The organism is Candidatus Saccharimonadales bacterium, from assembly GCA_035480635.1.
GTDB lineage: Bacteria > Patescibacteriota > Saccharimonadia > UBA4664 > DATIHN01 > DATIHN01.
This window is the reverse complement of record DATIHN010000013.1, coordinates 1-12,936: the sequence shown is the minus strand read 5'-3', so window position 1 is coordinate 12,936 and position 12,936 is coordinate 1. Positions and strand designations below refer to the sequence as shown.

Sequence of the window (12,936 nt, the reverse complement as noted above, 5' to 3'; positions counted from 1 at the left end):
CTGGTAGAATAGCCGCCATGTCACTATCGATCGGAATCGTCGGTCTGCCCAACGTCGGTAAATCGACCCTGTTCAACGCCCTAACCAAAAACCACGCTCTGGCCGCCAATTACCCCTTTGCCACCATAGAACCAAATGTTGGCATTGCGGCCGTGCCCGATGAGCGGCTGAACCAGCTGGCTGAACTAGTCCACCCGGCTAAGATCACACCGGCGGTGGTAACCTTCGTCGATATTGCCGGGCTAGTCCGCGGCGCCAGCCAGGGCGAAGGTTTGGGCAATAAATTCTTGGCCCACATCCGCGAGACCAATGCCATTTGCCAGGTCGTACGGGCTTTCGAAGACGCGGATGTCCAACACGTTTCAGCAGCGATTGACCCCAAAAACGACATCGAGACCGTCAACGCCGAATTGATCTTGGCCGATATTGCCACCATTGATAACCAAATAAGCAGGGTTCGGGGCGAAACCAAGGCCGACCCCAAAGCGGCTGATCGGCTACAATTACTAGAGCGAGTTAGATCTGAACTGGGTGCCGGCAAATTGGCTGGTTCATTCCTCGATTCGACCGAACTTGATGAACTGCGTGATTTGCAATTACTGAGCGCTAAGCCGTTCATCATCGCTTTTAACTTGGGTGAAGATCAGTTGGGTGATGAGGCTGTAAAAAAGCGACTTGAGGCCTTAGTGGCCCCCTGCCCCAGTGTTTTTTTGTCAGCCAAACTGGAGGCTGAATTAGTTGAGTTGGATCCGGCCGAGGCTCGGGAACTATTGGCCACCGTTGGGCAGGCTGAATCAGGTCTGAGCCAGTTAGCAGCGGCTGGTTTCAAGGCTTTAAATTTGCAATCATTTCTGACGGCCGGCCCCAAGGAAGTCCGCGCTTGGACAATTAATCGCGGCGATACCGCCCCTCAAGCCGCCGGCGTCATTCATACCGATTTTGCCAAGGGTTTTATCAAAGCCGAGATTGTTAGCTTCGATGATTTGGTGGCAGCCGGTTCAATCGCCGCTGCCAAAGCCCAAGGCAAATTACGCCTTGAGGGCAAGGACTACATAATGCAAGATGGTGACGTTGTCGAATTCCGCTTCAACGTTTAGATCCTCGATCCGGAACACTACGTTTCCGCTCAAGGATGACTTCATTTCGTCATTCTTGCGAAAGCGAGAATCAAACAATGTTTTCGTACAAGTCATTAAGATCCGGGTTATCTTTCTGAATCAACTCGAGTTTCCAGGCTCTTTTCCAGTGCTTCAAGTGTTTTTCTCTCGTGATTGCTGTTTCTATTGAGTCGCATTGTTCAAAATAGACCAATTTCTTAAGAGCGTAGCGATTAGTAAAACCAGGAATTTTAGCTTCTTTATGTTCAAAGACCCTGCGTTTGAGGTCATTAGTGACGCCGATATATAGAGTTGGGCGGTCATTAGCCATAATGTAAACGTAGTACTGTTTCATTCTCATATCAGGCAACTAAAACCACGAAATGTTCTTGATTGCCTTTGGGTCCAAGGACGGCTGAATCGGCCGATGCAACGATATCAAACTTTGACCCAAGCTCTAACTTAACTCGCTCGATGATTTCGGCTCTCATTTTCGGATCGCTAATGACGCCGGCAGATTTGTCGGCCAGGGGTTTGCCAGCCTCGAACTGAGGTTTGATCATGGCTACAATTTGACCATTTGGCTTCACGCACATGGCCACCGTATCGATGATTTTTAAGATCGAGATGAACGAAACATCGATCATTGCGATATCAACTTTTTGATCGGACTCGAAGGCCCTGACGTCAGTTTGCTCATGAATCTCAACTCGATCGTCCTGACGCAAGCGCCAATCCATCTGGCCAGTACCGACGTCGACTGCGATGACTTTGGTAGCGCCATTTTGGAGGGCGAAATCGGTGAAGCCGCCGGTTGAGGCCCCAACGTCCAGAACTGTTTTGCCAGCGAATTCCAACCGCAATTCGTCCGCGACCGAAGCTAGCTTGTCGCCGCCTCTTGAGACATACTTTGGCGCTTCTGCCACTTCAACGCGACCATCTGGCATAACTAACAGTCCAGCTTTGGCTGCAACATTGCCATCCAATTTGATACGACCAGCCATAATTAGTGCCTGGGCCTTCGATTTTGATTCAGCCAGACCGATGTCGACCAGCAGTTGGTCTAGTCTGACTTTACTTTTTGCGCTCAAGATATTGGCCCGTCCGAGTGTCAACTTTTACGACATCACCAGGGTTAATAAACAACGGGACTTGAAGTTGGACACCCGTTTCAACCGTGGCCGTTTTCATGGCCGCTGTCGCAGTATCGCCCCGTATCCCTGGTTCGGTCTGGGTGATTTTCAAAAACAACGAGTTTGGCAGCTCAAGACCAATGACTTTGCCCCCAAAGTTAATAAGTGTGACGGTGCTGCCCTCGGCAATGAACCTGGCCGCCTCACCCAAGACATCCTGACCAATGGCCTCCTGTTCGTAGGTAGCTTCGTTCATGAAGTGATACTGCTGCCCATCGCGGTACAAAAACTGCATCTGCAGCCTGTCGATCTGGGCAGGTTCAACTTTCTCGGCTGGGCGAAAAGTCCGCTCTTGAACCGACCCATTTAGAAGATTCTTGAGTTTAGTTCGCATGACGGCTCCACCCCGACCTAGGCTGACGTGCTGAGAATCAACCACTTTAAATGGCACCCCGTCGAGGGAAATCAAAGTCTCTTTTTTGAGGTCGTTAATTGAATACATTTATTATGCGGATATTTAGTTTATCGCACTACAAAGGGAATCAATGCAATGTGCCGAGCCCGCTTTAAAGCCACGGCAACGCGCCGCTGGTGCTTCAAACAGTTGCCACTGCGCTTGCGTGATTCAATTTTGCCGTAGGAATTAATGTAGCGCTGCAATAGTTTAACGTCCTTGTAGTCGACGTCTTCAACCTTATCGGCACAAAACCGACAGACTTTTTTGGTGTAGTAGTTAGCCATTGATACTCCTTAAAACGGTATTTCGTCTAAATTAACTTTGTCATCGCCAATGTCTTCGATTATTACATCATCACTTTTGGCACTAGACGCCTTCGAGGCGGTTGGTTCTGGGCTGCCAGCTTCACCGGGGCGATCCAGGAAGTTAACGTCACTAGCTACAATCTCGGTCCGTTGTCGTTTGACGCCATCCTTCTCCCAACTCTGGGTTTGCAAGCGTCCAACCACCATCACTTTGCGGCCTTTGGCTAGATACTGAGCGGTTAACTCGCCTAATTTGCCCCAGGCCACGATTTCGTGGTATTCGACCGCCTCTTTGCGCTCACCACTGCCATCTAGCCAGCTGCGATTGGTAGCTACGGCAAAGGATGCCACTTGCTGACCAGTTGGAGTTGTTCGTAGCTCAGGGTCTCGGGTTAAGTTCCCCATTACGATAGCTTGGTTAAAACTTTTAGCCATTCTTAGTCCTCCTCACTGACAGCTGCTGCTGTCTTTTTAGGTTCATTTTCTTTTGCAGGCGATTTGGTCTCGACGAAGCTCACCAAGAGGTGCCGAATGATCTCCTCGGTGATCCGCAAACTGTCCTCGACCTGACGGACTGATTCGGGCTGGAGCTGGACTTTGAAGTAGACATATACGCCGAAGTCATGCTTATTGATCCGATAAGCCAGACGTTTTTTACCCCAGTTGTCACGCTTAATCACCTTACCGCCGGCATCGGTAATGATTTTCTCGATTTTTGCCACCGGTGCATCGGCATCGATTTCCAGATCGGGATGCAACAGCACAATTAATTCGTAAATTCGCATAATGTCCTTTCTATGGCTCCTCAGCTTGTGAGGACCTAACTGTGTATTATTCGCAATTAGGAAAAAGGTTAGTTTATATCTGTGCTATTCTACGTACCAGGGAGTAAATAGTCAAGGATAGAGTTAATGTTTGTAGTCGGAAGCAGTATATCAAAGCTACCAATTATGGCGCTCGATAGCGGAACCGAGGTGGCGAATGTGTCGCGGCCAGTCATTGATAGTAAAAATCTAGAGGTACCGGCTTTGATCTGTTTTGACCAGCATCGCCACGAGTTAACTCTTGCCACCCGAGACATTCGCCAAGTTAATCCCCATGTTATCCTGATAAATTCAATAGATGACCTAAGCGAACCAGACGAAGTGGTTCGACTCAAAAGCTTACTTGAAGACAATTTTTCACTTATTGGCCTAAGTGTTAGAACCGAAACTGGTACAAAGATTGGTAAAGTCGCCGACTACATCATAAACATTAAGACTTTTATGATTCAAAAACTCTACGTTAAGCAGTCAATTTTAAAAAATATGATGTCTTCCAACCTATCGATCGATCGTCGACAAATCGTTGATGTAACCAAGAAAACCATCGTGGTTCGGGATGCTTCAATCAGCGAATCACTTGCCGCCTCCACCATACCAGTAGCATCTGAATAGCGGTTGTGCTAGAGGGACTCGACTGTTAATATGAGGCCTGGAGGAGTTTTGATGATTGTGGTTTTACTCTGGGCCCTGGCGTTTGCGATGGCCTACCGGTTGATTACAGCCAATGAATCTCGCTAAAATCTTGTTTTAGAATTTGTAGAACCAGGCTAATTCGAAAACCCTGGCGAACAAGGTACCCAACCAGCTTCTGACGATCCTGGGGGGTATTTTTTTGGAGTTTCTTTTCGATCAGAGCCAAAATGGCCACCCGATCATGGTCCTCAGATTCAAGCGCCGTAGCAGTTTCCTTAATCAAATCCGAATCAATCCCCTTGAGCACCAATTCCTGGCTCAACCGCCTAGTGCTGCGATTTTTGGACTTAGGTTGGTCAACCCAGCTAGCAGCAAAGGTTATATCGTCTAATAGTTTGATCTCGCTTAAGCGAGTTACTACGGCATCAACAGTTGGCTCGTCATATTTTTTACGGCTCAAGCGATCTCTCATTTCGCGTTCGCTCCGCGGGCGATATGATAGCAATCGATAGGCCGCTTGAAGGGCTTTACCGTATTCTGAAGCCTGCTGGTAATCCTCAATTTCAGCCTCTGAGAGCTCTTGGCCGGATGCCAACTCACTCTCAGCCAATTGCTGCGCCGAGAGTGAGAAGCCGTATTTGTTATCGATGTAAATTGAGTAACGATCCGAGCGTTTTACCTGCTCCTTGATCGCAGTTACGATCGGCATTTAAGCCTTGAGGCCAGCCTCTTTACGAACAGCCGCTGTGATTTCTTTAACTACGGCCGGATGTTCTTTGAGGTAGCCTTTGGCAGCCTCACGACCCTGGCCAATCTTTTCATCCTTATACTCGTACCAGGCGCCGCTCTTGAACACTTGGCCGTATTTAACCGCTAGATCAATCAGATCGCCGGCCACCGAAATGCCTTCGTTGTACATGATATCGAATTCGGCAATCTTGAAAGGTGCAGCGATCTTATTTTTAACGACTTTGACTTTAACATGGTTACCAATGGAGTTTTCGCCATCTTTAAGAGTTTCCATCCGACGAATATCCAAGCGTACGGAAGCGTAGTACTTGAGTGCCTGGCCTCCGGCCGTCGTCTCCGGGCTGCCAAACATAACGCCAATTTTCATGCGCAGCTGGTTGATGAAGACAACGGTGGTTTTACTTTTATTGATGACGCCAGTCAATTTGCGCAGGGCTTGCGACATCAAACGGGCCTGCAAGCCCGGCAGTGAATCACCCATTTCGCCTTCGATCTCGGCCCGTGGCACCAGCGCAGCTACCGAATCAATCACCACAATATCAACGGCGTTTGAGCGAACTAAAGTCTCGCAGATTTCCAGCGCTTGTTCACCCGTATCCGGTTGCGAAATGAATAGATCATCTAATTTAACGCCAATTTTGCCGGCATACTCGGGGTCTAGCGCATGTTCGGCATCAATGAAAGCGGCTAGTCCTCCATGCTTTTGGACTTCAGCTACAGCATGCAGTGCCAGGGTCGTCTTCCCACTCGACTCTGGTCCGTAAATTTCCACCACCCGGCCTTTGGGTATGCCCCCACCTAAAGCGATATCTAGCGCCAAACTGCCGGTGGGGATTGTTTCTACATCAATGTGATGAGCATCCCCCAATTTCATAATGGCGCCCTTGCCGAACTGTTTTTCGATTTGAGCGACGGCCAAATCGACTGCTTTGAGCCGCTCCCCTTTATCGCCCGATTTCGTTTCCACGACCGCTTCTTTCTCCGCTACTGCTGTTGACATTGTAACTTCCTTTACCTGTTAATTCTAGGTTGCTTTGATCATAACCGAACAAAAGCCGAACTGTCAATGGCAAAGTTTGGCGGTCTGATTTTACCCAGACCGCCTTATTGCTACGAAGCCTTCTGGACAGACTTAGCGTCGGCCCAGAATGTCAGCTTTACGCCCCGCACCCACCTACGATTTTGGCCCGAACGTTGCCCAAGTATTTGCTTCCAACCCTCCCCACAGATCTGGCACTGGTAAATATTGGAGTGAGCACTGTCGTCAGCTTCACCAAGATATTTGAGATTACCCGGAATGCACTGGTGTACGCCGAAGAGTTCCCATGAATCGATCGGATAACAACCGCTGCGCTGGGCCCAACCCTCCTTTGCCATCGAATCCAAGCAACGTCGAACATCGTCTTCAGTAACTCTTGGGCTTTGCCGTTTGATCTTGTCGTAGATGCTCAGGGTTGAGGGCAACATACGACCAGCCCTCACCAGGATTCGCTCGATCAATGGCTTAAGAGCGGCTTCTAGCTGAGCATTGAGTTCATCCACCTCAGCTTGCCTGGCATCCCGTTCCTCAATTGTTTTGAGTGAGAGTGTAACTTCCTGGTAGCGCATTGTTTCTCCAGTCGCATGCTGCTACAAGACGGTATTAGTCTATCCCTATCAAAGCGATGGTTCAAGGATATGTAGACAAAACTGCCTTTACCGATAATTAACGAAATCGAGCGGGAAATCGAACTCCCCTGCCTTCAATGCCGCCATCACCCCCTGCAGGTCGTCTTTACTCGAACTGGTCACCCGCACGGCGTCGCCTTGAACTTGGGTTTTGACCTTCGGAAACGCCTCGCGAATGGCTTTAGTAACCTGCTTGGCTTTGTCTTGATCCAAGCCTTTTTTAAATGGGATGGTCCAACGCACTTCTTTGCCACCCTGCACGGGCTGAGCCGAGCTATCCAAAGTCTTTAGGGATAGGCCCCGCTTGATTAATTTGCCTTGGACCACGTCCAGCACGGCTTGGGCTTGATTGTCGCTATCTGCAGTAATTAACAGACCGGTTTTGCCTTCGACGAAGTCGACTTTGGCACTGGTGTTCTTAAAATCGTAACGGTTGGCAATTTCGCGCTGGGCTTGATCGATAGCGTTGGCCATCTCGGCCGCATCGAAATCACTCACCACATCAAATGAAAAATCTTTTGCCATGACTGCACTATAATGAGTCTATGAATAAAAGTGAACTAGAAACATTTTTGCTAAGCGCCAGAACCAAGACTTATGCTGCTGGAACCGGTAAGGTCAAACCCGCTTTGGAGGGTTCGGTTCAATTCGAGTACGCAAGTGAAAACTGGTTGTACCGAGATATATATTACATTGGCAACGGCATTTTCCCTGGATTAGAAACCGTATTTTTTAAGGATGAGCCAGTTTGGTCAATGTCATATTTCGGTGATTTCTCTGCAATGACCGAGGAACAGGCTGACACTATGTTGCGGAAGGCTTTGATAGATTTATGGGAAACAACAAGGATCTATCGGCCCGTTAATAAAGACTATGGAGAATTCGTCTACAGATGCGATGGGGATGGATCGATTGATCAGCTGTCTGGAACCGAAAGCATTTCCGTAGACGGCAAAGAGGTTTACGTCTTCTATTATGCTGGCGGTTTTATCGGTTAAGGGATCACAGTATCTTTGGTAAATTCCAAATCACGTTTGATTTCGCCGTCTTTGCCAACCGGATCGATCGATTTGGCTGCCACCACCGAATTGGTCACTTTTAGAGCCGTTTGGCCGGCGTTGCTGGTGGTTATAACCACTCTTTGATTACCGCTAAAGGTCTGGGTGGTACCGGCGAGCATGGTGCCCTGGAAGACCAGCTTGTCATCAACTAGAACCGTGATAGCGGCCGCGGTGGCCTTGATGCTGATATCGACCCGTACTCCATCAATAGTGGCTGGTTCGCTGGTTTGAGCCCCCAGCGGTTTAGGAATCTTGGCCAGAATGCTGCGGGTCACCACGGTGGTTTTGCCCAGCTTGTTTTTGGCCATAACCCGAATAGTGTTGACGCCATCTTGGAGGGCAACTTTTTCGGCAAAGGCGCCATTGGTGTCGGTAAGCACCGGTGAATCGTTAACGAAAACATCGGCCCCCAATGTGGCATGCCCATTAACATCAGCCAAGCTGCCTTCAATAACTTGATCACTCGACGGATTAGTAACGACTAGTTTGGGGGCAGCCGCCAGCGTTGAAACCTGCCAGCCAAAGTAGGCCATGACGGCAGCCAAGATTAAGACCGCCGCCGATACGATAACAAGGCGTGGTGTGATGACGAAGCTTTTGGTCGGCGGTTGAATTGATTTGGGCCGCTCGTCTGGTAGGTCGCCGCGCTCCACCAAATATTGCGATGAGATGACTCGGCCGTTTAAGCCCAAAAAATCGGCGTAACTTTGGACGAAGCCCTTGGTGTAGACGTCATGGCTAATGCTATCGTAGTCGCTATTCTCCAGCGCAATTAAAAACTTCCCCCTGATTTTGGTGGCTAGTTCGACGTCCGTCAAACTAAGTTTCAGGCTTTGCCGACGTTTTTTTAGGATTGGTCCAATTAGCTGATTTTGGGCCAGTTTGGGATCATTCTTCATAGGTTATGTCGGTTGCAACATTGTCGATATGATCAACCAGCACATCGCGCGGCCGGGCGCCGTCGGGCGGACCAACCACTCCCCGCTCTTCCAATAAATCGAGTAAACGAGCGGCTCGGGCGTAGCCAACCCGCAGGCGCCGCTGCAACAGCGAGGCCGAGGCCTTGCCGCTGCGAATAACGGTCTCGGCGGCCTGCTCGAATAGGTCGTCATCGCCGGTCTCCTCAAAGTGAGAGCCCCGGCCACTGGTCCCCAATTTAACTGGTTGGCTGGTGACTTCCTCGTTGTATTGAGGTTCGCGCTGAGACCGCAGATAGCCATTTACGGCGTTGACCTCTTTGGTCTGAATCAGGGCGCCCTGGACTCTGATAGGCTTAATTAAATCTGGGCTGATGAAGAGCATATCACCTTTACCCAAGAGCTTTTCGGCCCCCGATTGATCAAGGATGGTCCGAGAATCAATTTGCGATGCCACGGTGAAGGCCACTCGGGCTGGAATGTTGGCCTTGATCAAACCGGTAATAACGTTAACACTTGGTCGCTGGGTGGCCAGGACCAGGTGGATGCCGGTGGCCCGGGCCAGTTGGGCTAGCTGAACTATCAAGGCCTCAGCGTCGCGGCCGGCCGATTGCATGAGTTGGGCCATCTCATCAATTACAATCACGATATAGGGCATCCGCTCTGGCGGTTTGGCTGAATTATATTCAACGATGTTGCGCTTACCGGCGTCGTTAAGCATTTTATAGCGCCGCTGCATTTCGGCCACCGCCCATTTGAGCGCCGAAATGGTTTGATCATCCTCTGTAATAACCGGTGCGAGCAAATGCGGAATGCCATTGAAAGGCGTTAATTCGACTCGTTTAGGATCAACTAAAATCAACTTGAGATCCGATGGCGAATTACGATACAGCAGCGTCGTTAGCAACGAGTTAATCATGACGCTTTTACCAGTCCCGGTGGCGCCAGCGATCAGCAGGTGCGGCATGTTGGATAGATCGGCCAGCGCCGGGCGACCAGAGACGTCGCGGCCTAGAGCGAAGGTCATGCGCGTACTTTTTTGAATTTCCTCGGTTGCTAGGATGTCTTTGAGCGAAACGATGGCCGCGGCTTTGTTTGGCACTTCGACGCCGACAGCACTTTTACCCGGAATAGGCGCCTCAATGCGCAGAGGATGGGCCGCCAGCGCCAGCGATAGGTTGTGATCCAACCCGGTGATTTTGTTCAGCTTGACGCCGCTGGAGGGCTTCAGTGTGTACTGAGTCACGGTCGGTCCAACGTTGACCTCGCCCATGGCCACTTCGATGCCAAAACTATCGAGGGTTTTTTGAATAATGGCAGCGTTTTCTTTGACGTTACCGGCATTGGGTTTGCTGGTGGTGCTAGCTAACAGGTCTAGCTCCGGTGAGACCCAATCAGCATCGGCCATGACAGTCAGAGCCTCCATCTCATCCTTACCCCGCCGGCTGGCGTCAAGTTGGCCTCGGATTGGCAATCGGTTGTTGATATTCAAACCGGCTGGCTCGTTAATCTGGATTTCCTCTTTCGGACCACGCCGAAACAAGCCGATTAAACCGTGATAAATGTCGCTTAAGCGGGCGTTAGCGGCCATAACCAAGCAGATCGCCATGACAGTTAATAAAATAACTACCGCGGCTGGCACGTTGACGATACCAAGCAACCCGCGGCTTATAGCATATCCGCTCATGCCTCCACCCTGCCCCGCCTTGGCCAGACTCAAAGCGTTTTCGGTAGCCGAGCTGAAATGCAGCAAGCCGGCCAATGCTAACATAAAACCAATCAGCCCAGCATAATTCATACCACCAACCTCATACTTCTCGGGTTGAAACAGCAACCAGGCTAATAGCCCCAATACCACTGGCAACAAGTAAGCCGCATACCCTAGCACTAATCGCAGCCCAGTAAAGACCGAGCTTACCAGGGTACCCCCAACATGCAGGGCTGCCAAAATCAGCAGCAATGCTAGCGCCACGCAGACTATGGCCGCGATATCTTTGCTGATCGCCGGGCTGAGTTCCTCCTTTGGCTTGGAGTTATCCTTCTTCTTGGTGCGGCGTTTTTTGGCCATATCTCCTAGATTATACCGCTTACGGAGTCGCTAGGGTATAGGGTTGTGTCATAGTTAGGCTGCTTTAGGTAAGTCTTCTTCCTCATGCCGCTTTGCAAGCAAGTCAGTAGCGGGCGTAGCTGTATATTCTGGGGGCATCAAATAACCGTATGTGATAATCCGCTCAATTTGCTCATCACTTAAGTCAGAGCTGCCACTCCGCTTGAGACTGCTGATCAGCTGGACACGTTGACTATTGTATTGCAGCGCGGCTTCAGACTGAGATCGTTGCGGCTTTTGATTAAGCGACTCTTGATGAGACGCAAGTTCCAAATAGGTGTCACTCGGCTCGTGATTGGCAAAAACTTCCGGTAGGACTGAGCCGCTATTAATGATTGAATTAACCTCGTCCTGGTTATAGCCTTGGGTCAACAAATCTGAGCGCCTAGCCTCCCTTTCTGCTTTGTCAATTTCGACTTGCCTGTGAGCCTCAATACTTGGATCAGGCGGCATAGCTTGGAAGGCATCCTCCAGGTGAGGTTGGTCGCTGGATAGATCCGCAGGGTTTATGGCTGGTTTAAACTCCGGTTCGGGTTGACCGGGCAGGGCTTCGCTCATATAGGTATTTATAGCTGGATGAGAAAAAACTTACAAGTTTGTCGATGCAGCCAGGTGGATTAGCTATTAAACTTCATTCACTACTGGCAGCACCATCGGGTTGCGCTTGGTTTTGGCGTAAATAAAATCGGCGACCGCATCGTGTAGTTCCAGTTAGAATTTGGCCCAGGGCAGTTCATATTTTCGACTAGGTGTCGATTCTCTGGTGTCAAACAGGTAAAATTTACTGACTGATATTTTATATATCTTATGGCCATCTTTGGACCTGGCTTCGTCCAGAACCTCTTGGCCTAAATTGAATCGATCGTTTAGTGCTATAACAGCTTTGTCGGATGGTTTGACGTCATCTAGCAGCTCAGCTTTCCCCTCAAAGTAGACTCCTCTGGGTTTATCAGTTAATCCGTGTGGCTCGACGATGTTACCCGCGACATTGGGATTTTGGGCTATCTCTTGGCTATGACGAGTTGATTGAAGAGACCTAAAGTACAGGTTCAAGTCCTGATCGTAAGCGTAATGAACCTCACAAACCCACGGCTGATTGTTGAAACAGGTGGCCAAGGACACATGTATCACCTGGGCGATGTAATCTCGGATCGTTTTTTCTACATCTTTGATCATGGACTCCAACTTAAGGCAGTTCTAAAAATTTTGAAAATCTAGCTAAAGCATCAACGTTTTGGGGAGAGTTAGTTGTAACACGATAATACCTACCTCCTGTTGTACCTGAAAATGATCCGTGCCCACCAGATGCATTACAAACATTGGCACTATACTGCTTTATCCATGTGTTCATGTCAGAGCTAACTTCTAAGTGCACTTCGTCATTTGCAGCAGTCCAGCACGTAAAATTGAAAGTCACGTAATTGTAATTTTGTGCGTCAAAAACTGGTGATACAGCCAAATTGTCGGCAGTTGTTAGAAACTGAAAGTCAAATGATGATACTGACTCAAGCGACGAAACCCTAGAGCCTAAGTTATCTATATCTCCTTGTTGTTGGTTGTTTTTATCCTCCTCCGATTTCAATGAGGTAGAAATTTCACTGTTCCTCTTCAGTAAGAAGCAGACCGAATTGTTTATTGTGTTGGTTGCAGACGATACTTGGCAGTTTGACAGTGACCACTTCAGCGCAGCACTGTAAAAATCTGCACTAGTTAGGGCGTAGGCTGCAGTAGGTAAAAGTATCAATGAAGAGAAGACCAAAGCAATGAGCCATTTTGGTTTCGACTTAATGAAATTCAATATTTTATCAACTCCATCTATGCAAATACTTATACTCCTTAAAACCGAGGAGGTAAACTAATTAAACTTCATTCACTACTGGCAGCACCATCGGGTTGCGCTTGGTCTTTTGGTAGAGTAGGTCGGCTACGGTGTCGCGCAGATCAAGCTTGAACTTGGCCCAATCAACTGGCCCGCTGCCACGGC

18 protein-coding genes are annotated in these 12,936 nt (G+C 49.2%); 3 read left to right on the top strand and 15 right to left on the bottom strand.

From position 1 onward, the window contains the following. Positions 1 to 17: 17 nt before the first annotated feature. Positions 18 to 1,097 (top strand): redox-regulated ATPase YchF, encoded by a 1,080-nt coding sequence (gene ychF / locus VLE72_01215; protein ID HSX14517.1) that lies wholly within the window; start codon positions 18 to 20, stop codon positions 1,095 to 1,097. A 70-nt stretch (positions 1,098 to 1,167) separates the two neighbouring features. Here the strand turns inward: ychF and VLE72_01210 are convergent, their stop codons facing one another. Genes VLE72_01210 through rpsF form a run of 6 tightly spaced genes read right to left on the bottom strand, consistent with a single transcriptional unit; the run spans position 1,168 to position 3,777 of the window. After that, positions 1,168 to 1,452, bottom strand: a complete 285-nt coding sequence (locus tag VLE72_01210; GenBank protein ID HSX14516.1) for a GIY-YIG nuclease family protein — start codon at positions 1,450 to 1,452, stop codon at positions 1,168 to 1,170. Between the two features lie 7 nt (positions 1,453 to 1,459). After that, positions 1,460 to 2,188, bottom strand: a complete 729-nt coding sequence (locus VLE72_01205; GenBank protein ID HSX14515.1) for a TlyA family RNA methyltransferase — start codon at positions 2,186 to 2,188, stop codon at positions 1,460 to 1,462. Next, a complete protein-coding gene (gene efp, locus VLE72_01200) occupies positions 2,172 to 2,732 on the bottom strand; it encodes an elongation factor P (GenBank protein ID HSX14514.1) in 561 nt (186 codons plus the stop codon). Before efp ends, VLE72_01205 begins: the two co-directional genes overlap by 17 nt. 20 nt (positions 2,733 to 2,752) lie before the next feature. After that, positions 2,753 to 2,971: a 30S ribosomal protein S18 gene (gene rpsR, locus VLE72_01195; GenBank protein ID HSX14513.1), complete on the bottom strand. Its 219-nt coding sequence runs from the start codon at positions 2,969 to 2,971 to the stop codon at positions 2,753 to 2,755. Positions 2,972 to 2,980: 9 nt separating this feature from the next. Then, the gene (gene ssb / locus VLE72_01190) at positions 2,981 to 3,427 is read right to left on the bottom strand and encodes a single-stranded DNA-binding protein (GenBank protein HSX14512.1); all 447 of its coding nucleotides are present in this window, start codon (positions 3,425 to 3,427) and stop codon (positions 2,981 to 2,983) included. Between the two features lie 2 nt (positions 3,428 to 3,429). Then, positions 3,430 to 3,777, bottom strand: coding sequence for a 30S ribosomal protein S6 (rpsF, locus tag VLE72_01185; GenBank protein ID HSX14511.1), 348 nt, complete (start codon positions 3,775 to 3,777; stop codon positions 3,430 to 3,432). A 126-nt stretch (positions 3,778 to 3,903) separates the two neighbouring features. On the opposite strand from rpsF, the gene VLE72_01180 reads away from it, so the two are divergent. Next, a complete protein-coding gene (locus tag VLE72_01180) occupies positions 3,904 to 4,428 on the top strand; it encodes a PRC-barrel domain-containing protein (protein HSX14510.1) in 525 nt (174 codons plus the stop codon). Positions 4,429 to 4,531: 103 nt separating this feature from the next. Here the strand turns inward: VLE72_01180 and VLE72_01175 are convergent, their stop codons facing one another. The 4 genes from VLE72_01175 to VLE72_01160 form a co-directional block, all read right to left on the bottom strand. Next, entirely contained in the window at positions 4,532 to 5,158 is a 627-nt protein-coding gene (locus tag VLE72_01175; GenBank protein ID HSX14509.1) for a RecX family transcriptional regulator, read from the bottom strand. After that, positions 5,159 to 6,199 carry a recombinase RecA gene (recA, locus tag VLE72_01170; protein HSX14508.1) on the bottom strand — a complete coding sequence of 347 codons (1,041 nt, stop codon included), beginning with the start codon at positions 6,197 to 6,199 and terminating at the stop codon, positions 5,159 to 5,161. Positions 6,200 to 6,309: 110 nt separating this feature from the next. Then, positions 6,310 to 6,807: a hypothetical protein gene (locus VLE72_01165; GenBank protein ID HSX14507.1), complete on the bottom strand. Its 498-nt coding sequence runs from the start codon at positions 6,805 to 6,807 to the stop codon at positions 6,310 to 6,312. An 87-nt stretch (positions 6,808 to 6,894) separates the two neighbouring features. Beyond that, on the bottom strand, positions 6,895 to 7,392 hold the full coding sequence (locus VLE72_01160) for a YajQ family cyclic di-GMP-binding protein (protein ID HSX14506.1): 498 nt from the start codon (positions 7,390 to 7,392) through the stop codon (positions 6,895 to 6,897). A 20-nt stretch (positions 7,393 to 7,412) separates the two neighbouring features. Between VLE72_01160 and VLE72_01155 the strand changes: the two genes are divergently transcribed. After that, the gene (locus VLE72_01155) at positions 7,413 to 7,865 is read left to right on the top strand and encodes a DUF5680 domain-containing protein (protein ID HSX14505.1); all 453 of its coding nucleotides are present in this window, start codon (positions 7,413 to 7,415) and stop codon (positions 7,863 to 7,865) included. On the opposite strand, the gene VLE72_01150 is transcribed toward VLE72_01155, so the two are convergent. The 5 genes from VLE72_01150 to VLE72_01130 all read right to left on the bottom strand — a co-directional run bounded on the left by VLE72_01150 (position 7,862) and on the right by VLE72_01130 (position 12,750). Next, the gene (locus VLE72_01150) at positions 7,862 to 8,827 is read right to left on the bottom strand and encodes a RodZ domain-containing protein (GenBank protein HSX14504.1); all 966 of its coding nucleotides are present in this window, start codon (positions 8,825 to 8,827) and stop codon (positions 7,862 to 7,864) included. The two genes, VLE72_01155 and VLE72_01150, sit on opposite strands and share 4 nt — an antisense overlap. Then, positions 8,817 to 10,913, bottom strand: a complete 2,097-nt coding sequence (locus VLE72_01145) for a DNA translocase FtsK 4TM domain-containing protein (protein ID HSX14503.1) — start codon at positions 10,911 to 10,913, stop codon at positions 8,817 to 8,819. The genes VLE72_01150 and VLE72_01145 overlap by 11 nt, the downstream gene beginning before the upstream one ends. Positions 10,914 to 10,967: 54 nt before the next feature. Next, positions 10,968 to 11,510, bottom strand: coding sequence for a hypothetical protein (locus VLE72_01140; GenBank protein HSX14502.1), 543 nt, complete (start codon positions 11,508 to 11,510; stop codon positions 10,968 to 10,970). A 153-nt stretch (positions 11,511 to 11,663) separates the two neighbouring features. Continuing rightward, entirely contained in the window at positions 11,664 to 12,128 is a 465-nt protein-coding gene (locus VLE72_01135; GenBank protein ID HSX14501.1) for a pyridoxamine 5'-phosphate oxidase family protein, read from the bottom strand. Positions 12,129 to 12,138: 10 nt separating this feature from the next. Further along, positions 12,139 to 12,750: a hypothetical protein gene (locus VLE72_01130; GenBank protein HSX14500.1), complete on the bottom strand. Its 612-nt coding sequence runs from the start codon at positions 12,748 to 12,750 to the stop codon at positions 12,139 to 12,141. Positions 12,751 to 12,936 lie beyond the last annotated feature (186 nt).

What these genes read in the sequence shown, in the direction of transcription:
- efp (HSX14514.1), bottom strand. Translation starts at nt 2,732, where the DNA reads ATGTATTCAATTAACGACCTCAAAAAAGAGACTTTGATTTCCCTCGAC.
- VLE72_01155 (HSX14505.1), top strand. Translation starts at nt 7,413, where the DNA reads ATGAATAAAAGTGAACTAGAAACATTTTTGCTAAGCGCCAGAACCAAG.
- VLE72_01150 (HSX14504.1), bottom strand. Translation starts at nt 8,827, where the DNA reads ATGAAGAATGATCCCAAACTGGCCCAAAATCAGCTAATTGGACCAATC.
- recA (HSX14508.1), bottom strand. Translation starts at nt 6,199, where the DNA reads ATGTCAACAGCAGTAGCGGAGAAAGAAGCGGTCGTGGAAACGAAATCG.
- VLE72_01135 (HSX14501.1), bottom strand. Translation starts at nt 12,128, where the DNA reads ATGATCAAAGATGTAGAAAAAACGATCCGAGATTACATCGCCCAGGTG.
- VLE72_01175 (HSX14509.1), bottom strand. Translation starts at nt 5,158, where the DNA reads ATGCCGATCGTAACTGCGATCAAGGAGCAGGTAAAACGCTCGGATCGT.
- VLE72_01210 (HSX14516.1), bottom strand. Translation starts at nt 1,452, where the DNA reads ATGAAACAGTACTACGTTTACATTATGGCTAATGACCGCCCAACTCTA.
- ssb (HSX14512.1), bottom strand. Translation starts at nt 3,427, where the DNA reads ATGGCTAAAAGTTTTAACCAAGCTATCGTAATGGGGAACTTAACCCGA.
- rpsF (HSX14511.1), bottom strand. Translation starts at nt 3,777, where the DNA reads ATGCGAATTTACGAATTAATTGTGCTGTTGCATCCCGATCTGGAAATC.
- VLE72_01160 (HSX14506.1), bottom strand. Translation starts at nt 7,392, where the DNA reads ATGGCAAAAGATTTTTCATTTGATGTGGTGAGTGATTTCGATGCGGCC.
- rpsR (HSX14513.1), bottom strand. Translation starts at nt 2,971, where the DNA reads ATGGCTAACTACTACACCAAAAAAGTCTGTCGGTTTTGTGCCGATAAG.
- VLE72_01165 (HSX14507.1), bottom strand. Translation starts at nt 6,807, where the DNA reads ATGCGCTACCAGGAAGTTACACTCTCACTCAAAACAATTGAGGAACGG.
- ychF (HSX14517.1), top strand. Translation starts at nt 18, where the DNA reads ATGTCACTATCGATCGGAATCGTCGGTCTGCCCAACGTCGGTAAATCG.
- VLE72_01140 (HSX14502.1), bottom strand. Translation starts at nt 11,510, where the DNA reads ATGAGCGAAGCCCTGCCCGGTCAACCCGAACCGGAGTTTAAACCAGCC.
- VLE72_01145 (HSX14503.1), bottom strand. Translation starts at nt 10,913, where the DNA reads ATGGCCAAAAAACGCCGCACCAAGAAGAAGGATAACTCCAAGCCAAAG.
- VLE72_01180 (HSX14510.1), top strand. Translation starts at nt 3,904, where the DNA reads ATGTTTGTAGTCGGAAGCAGTATATCAAAGCTACCAATTATGGCGCTC.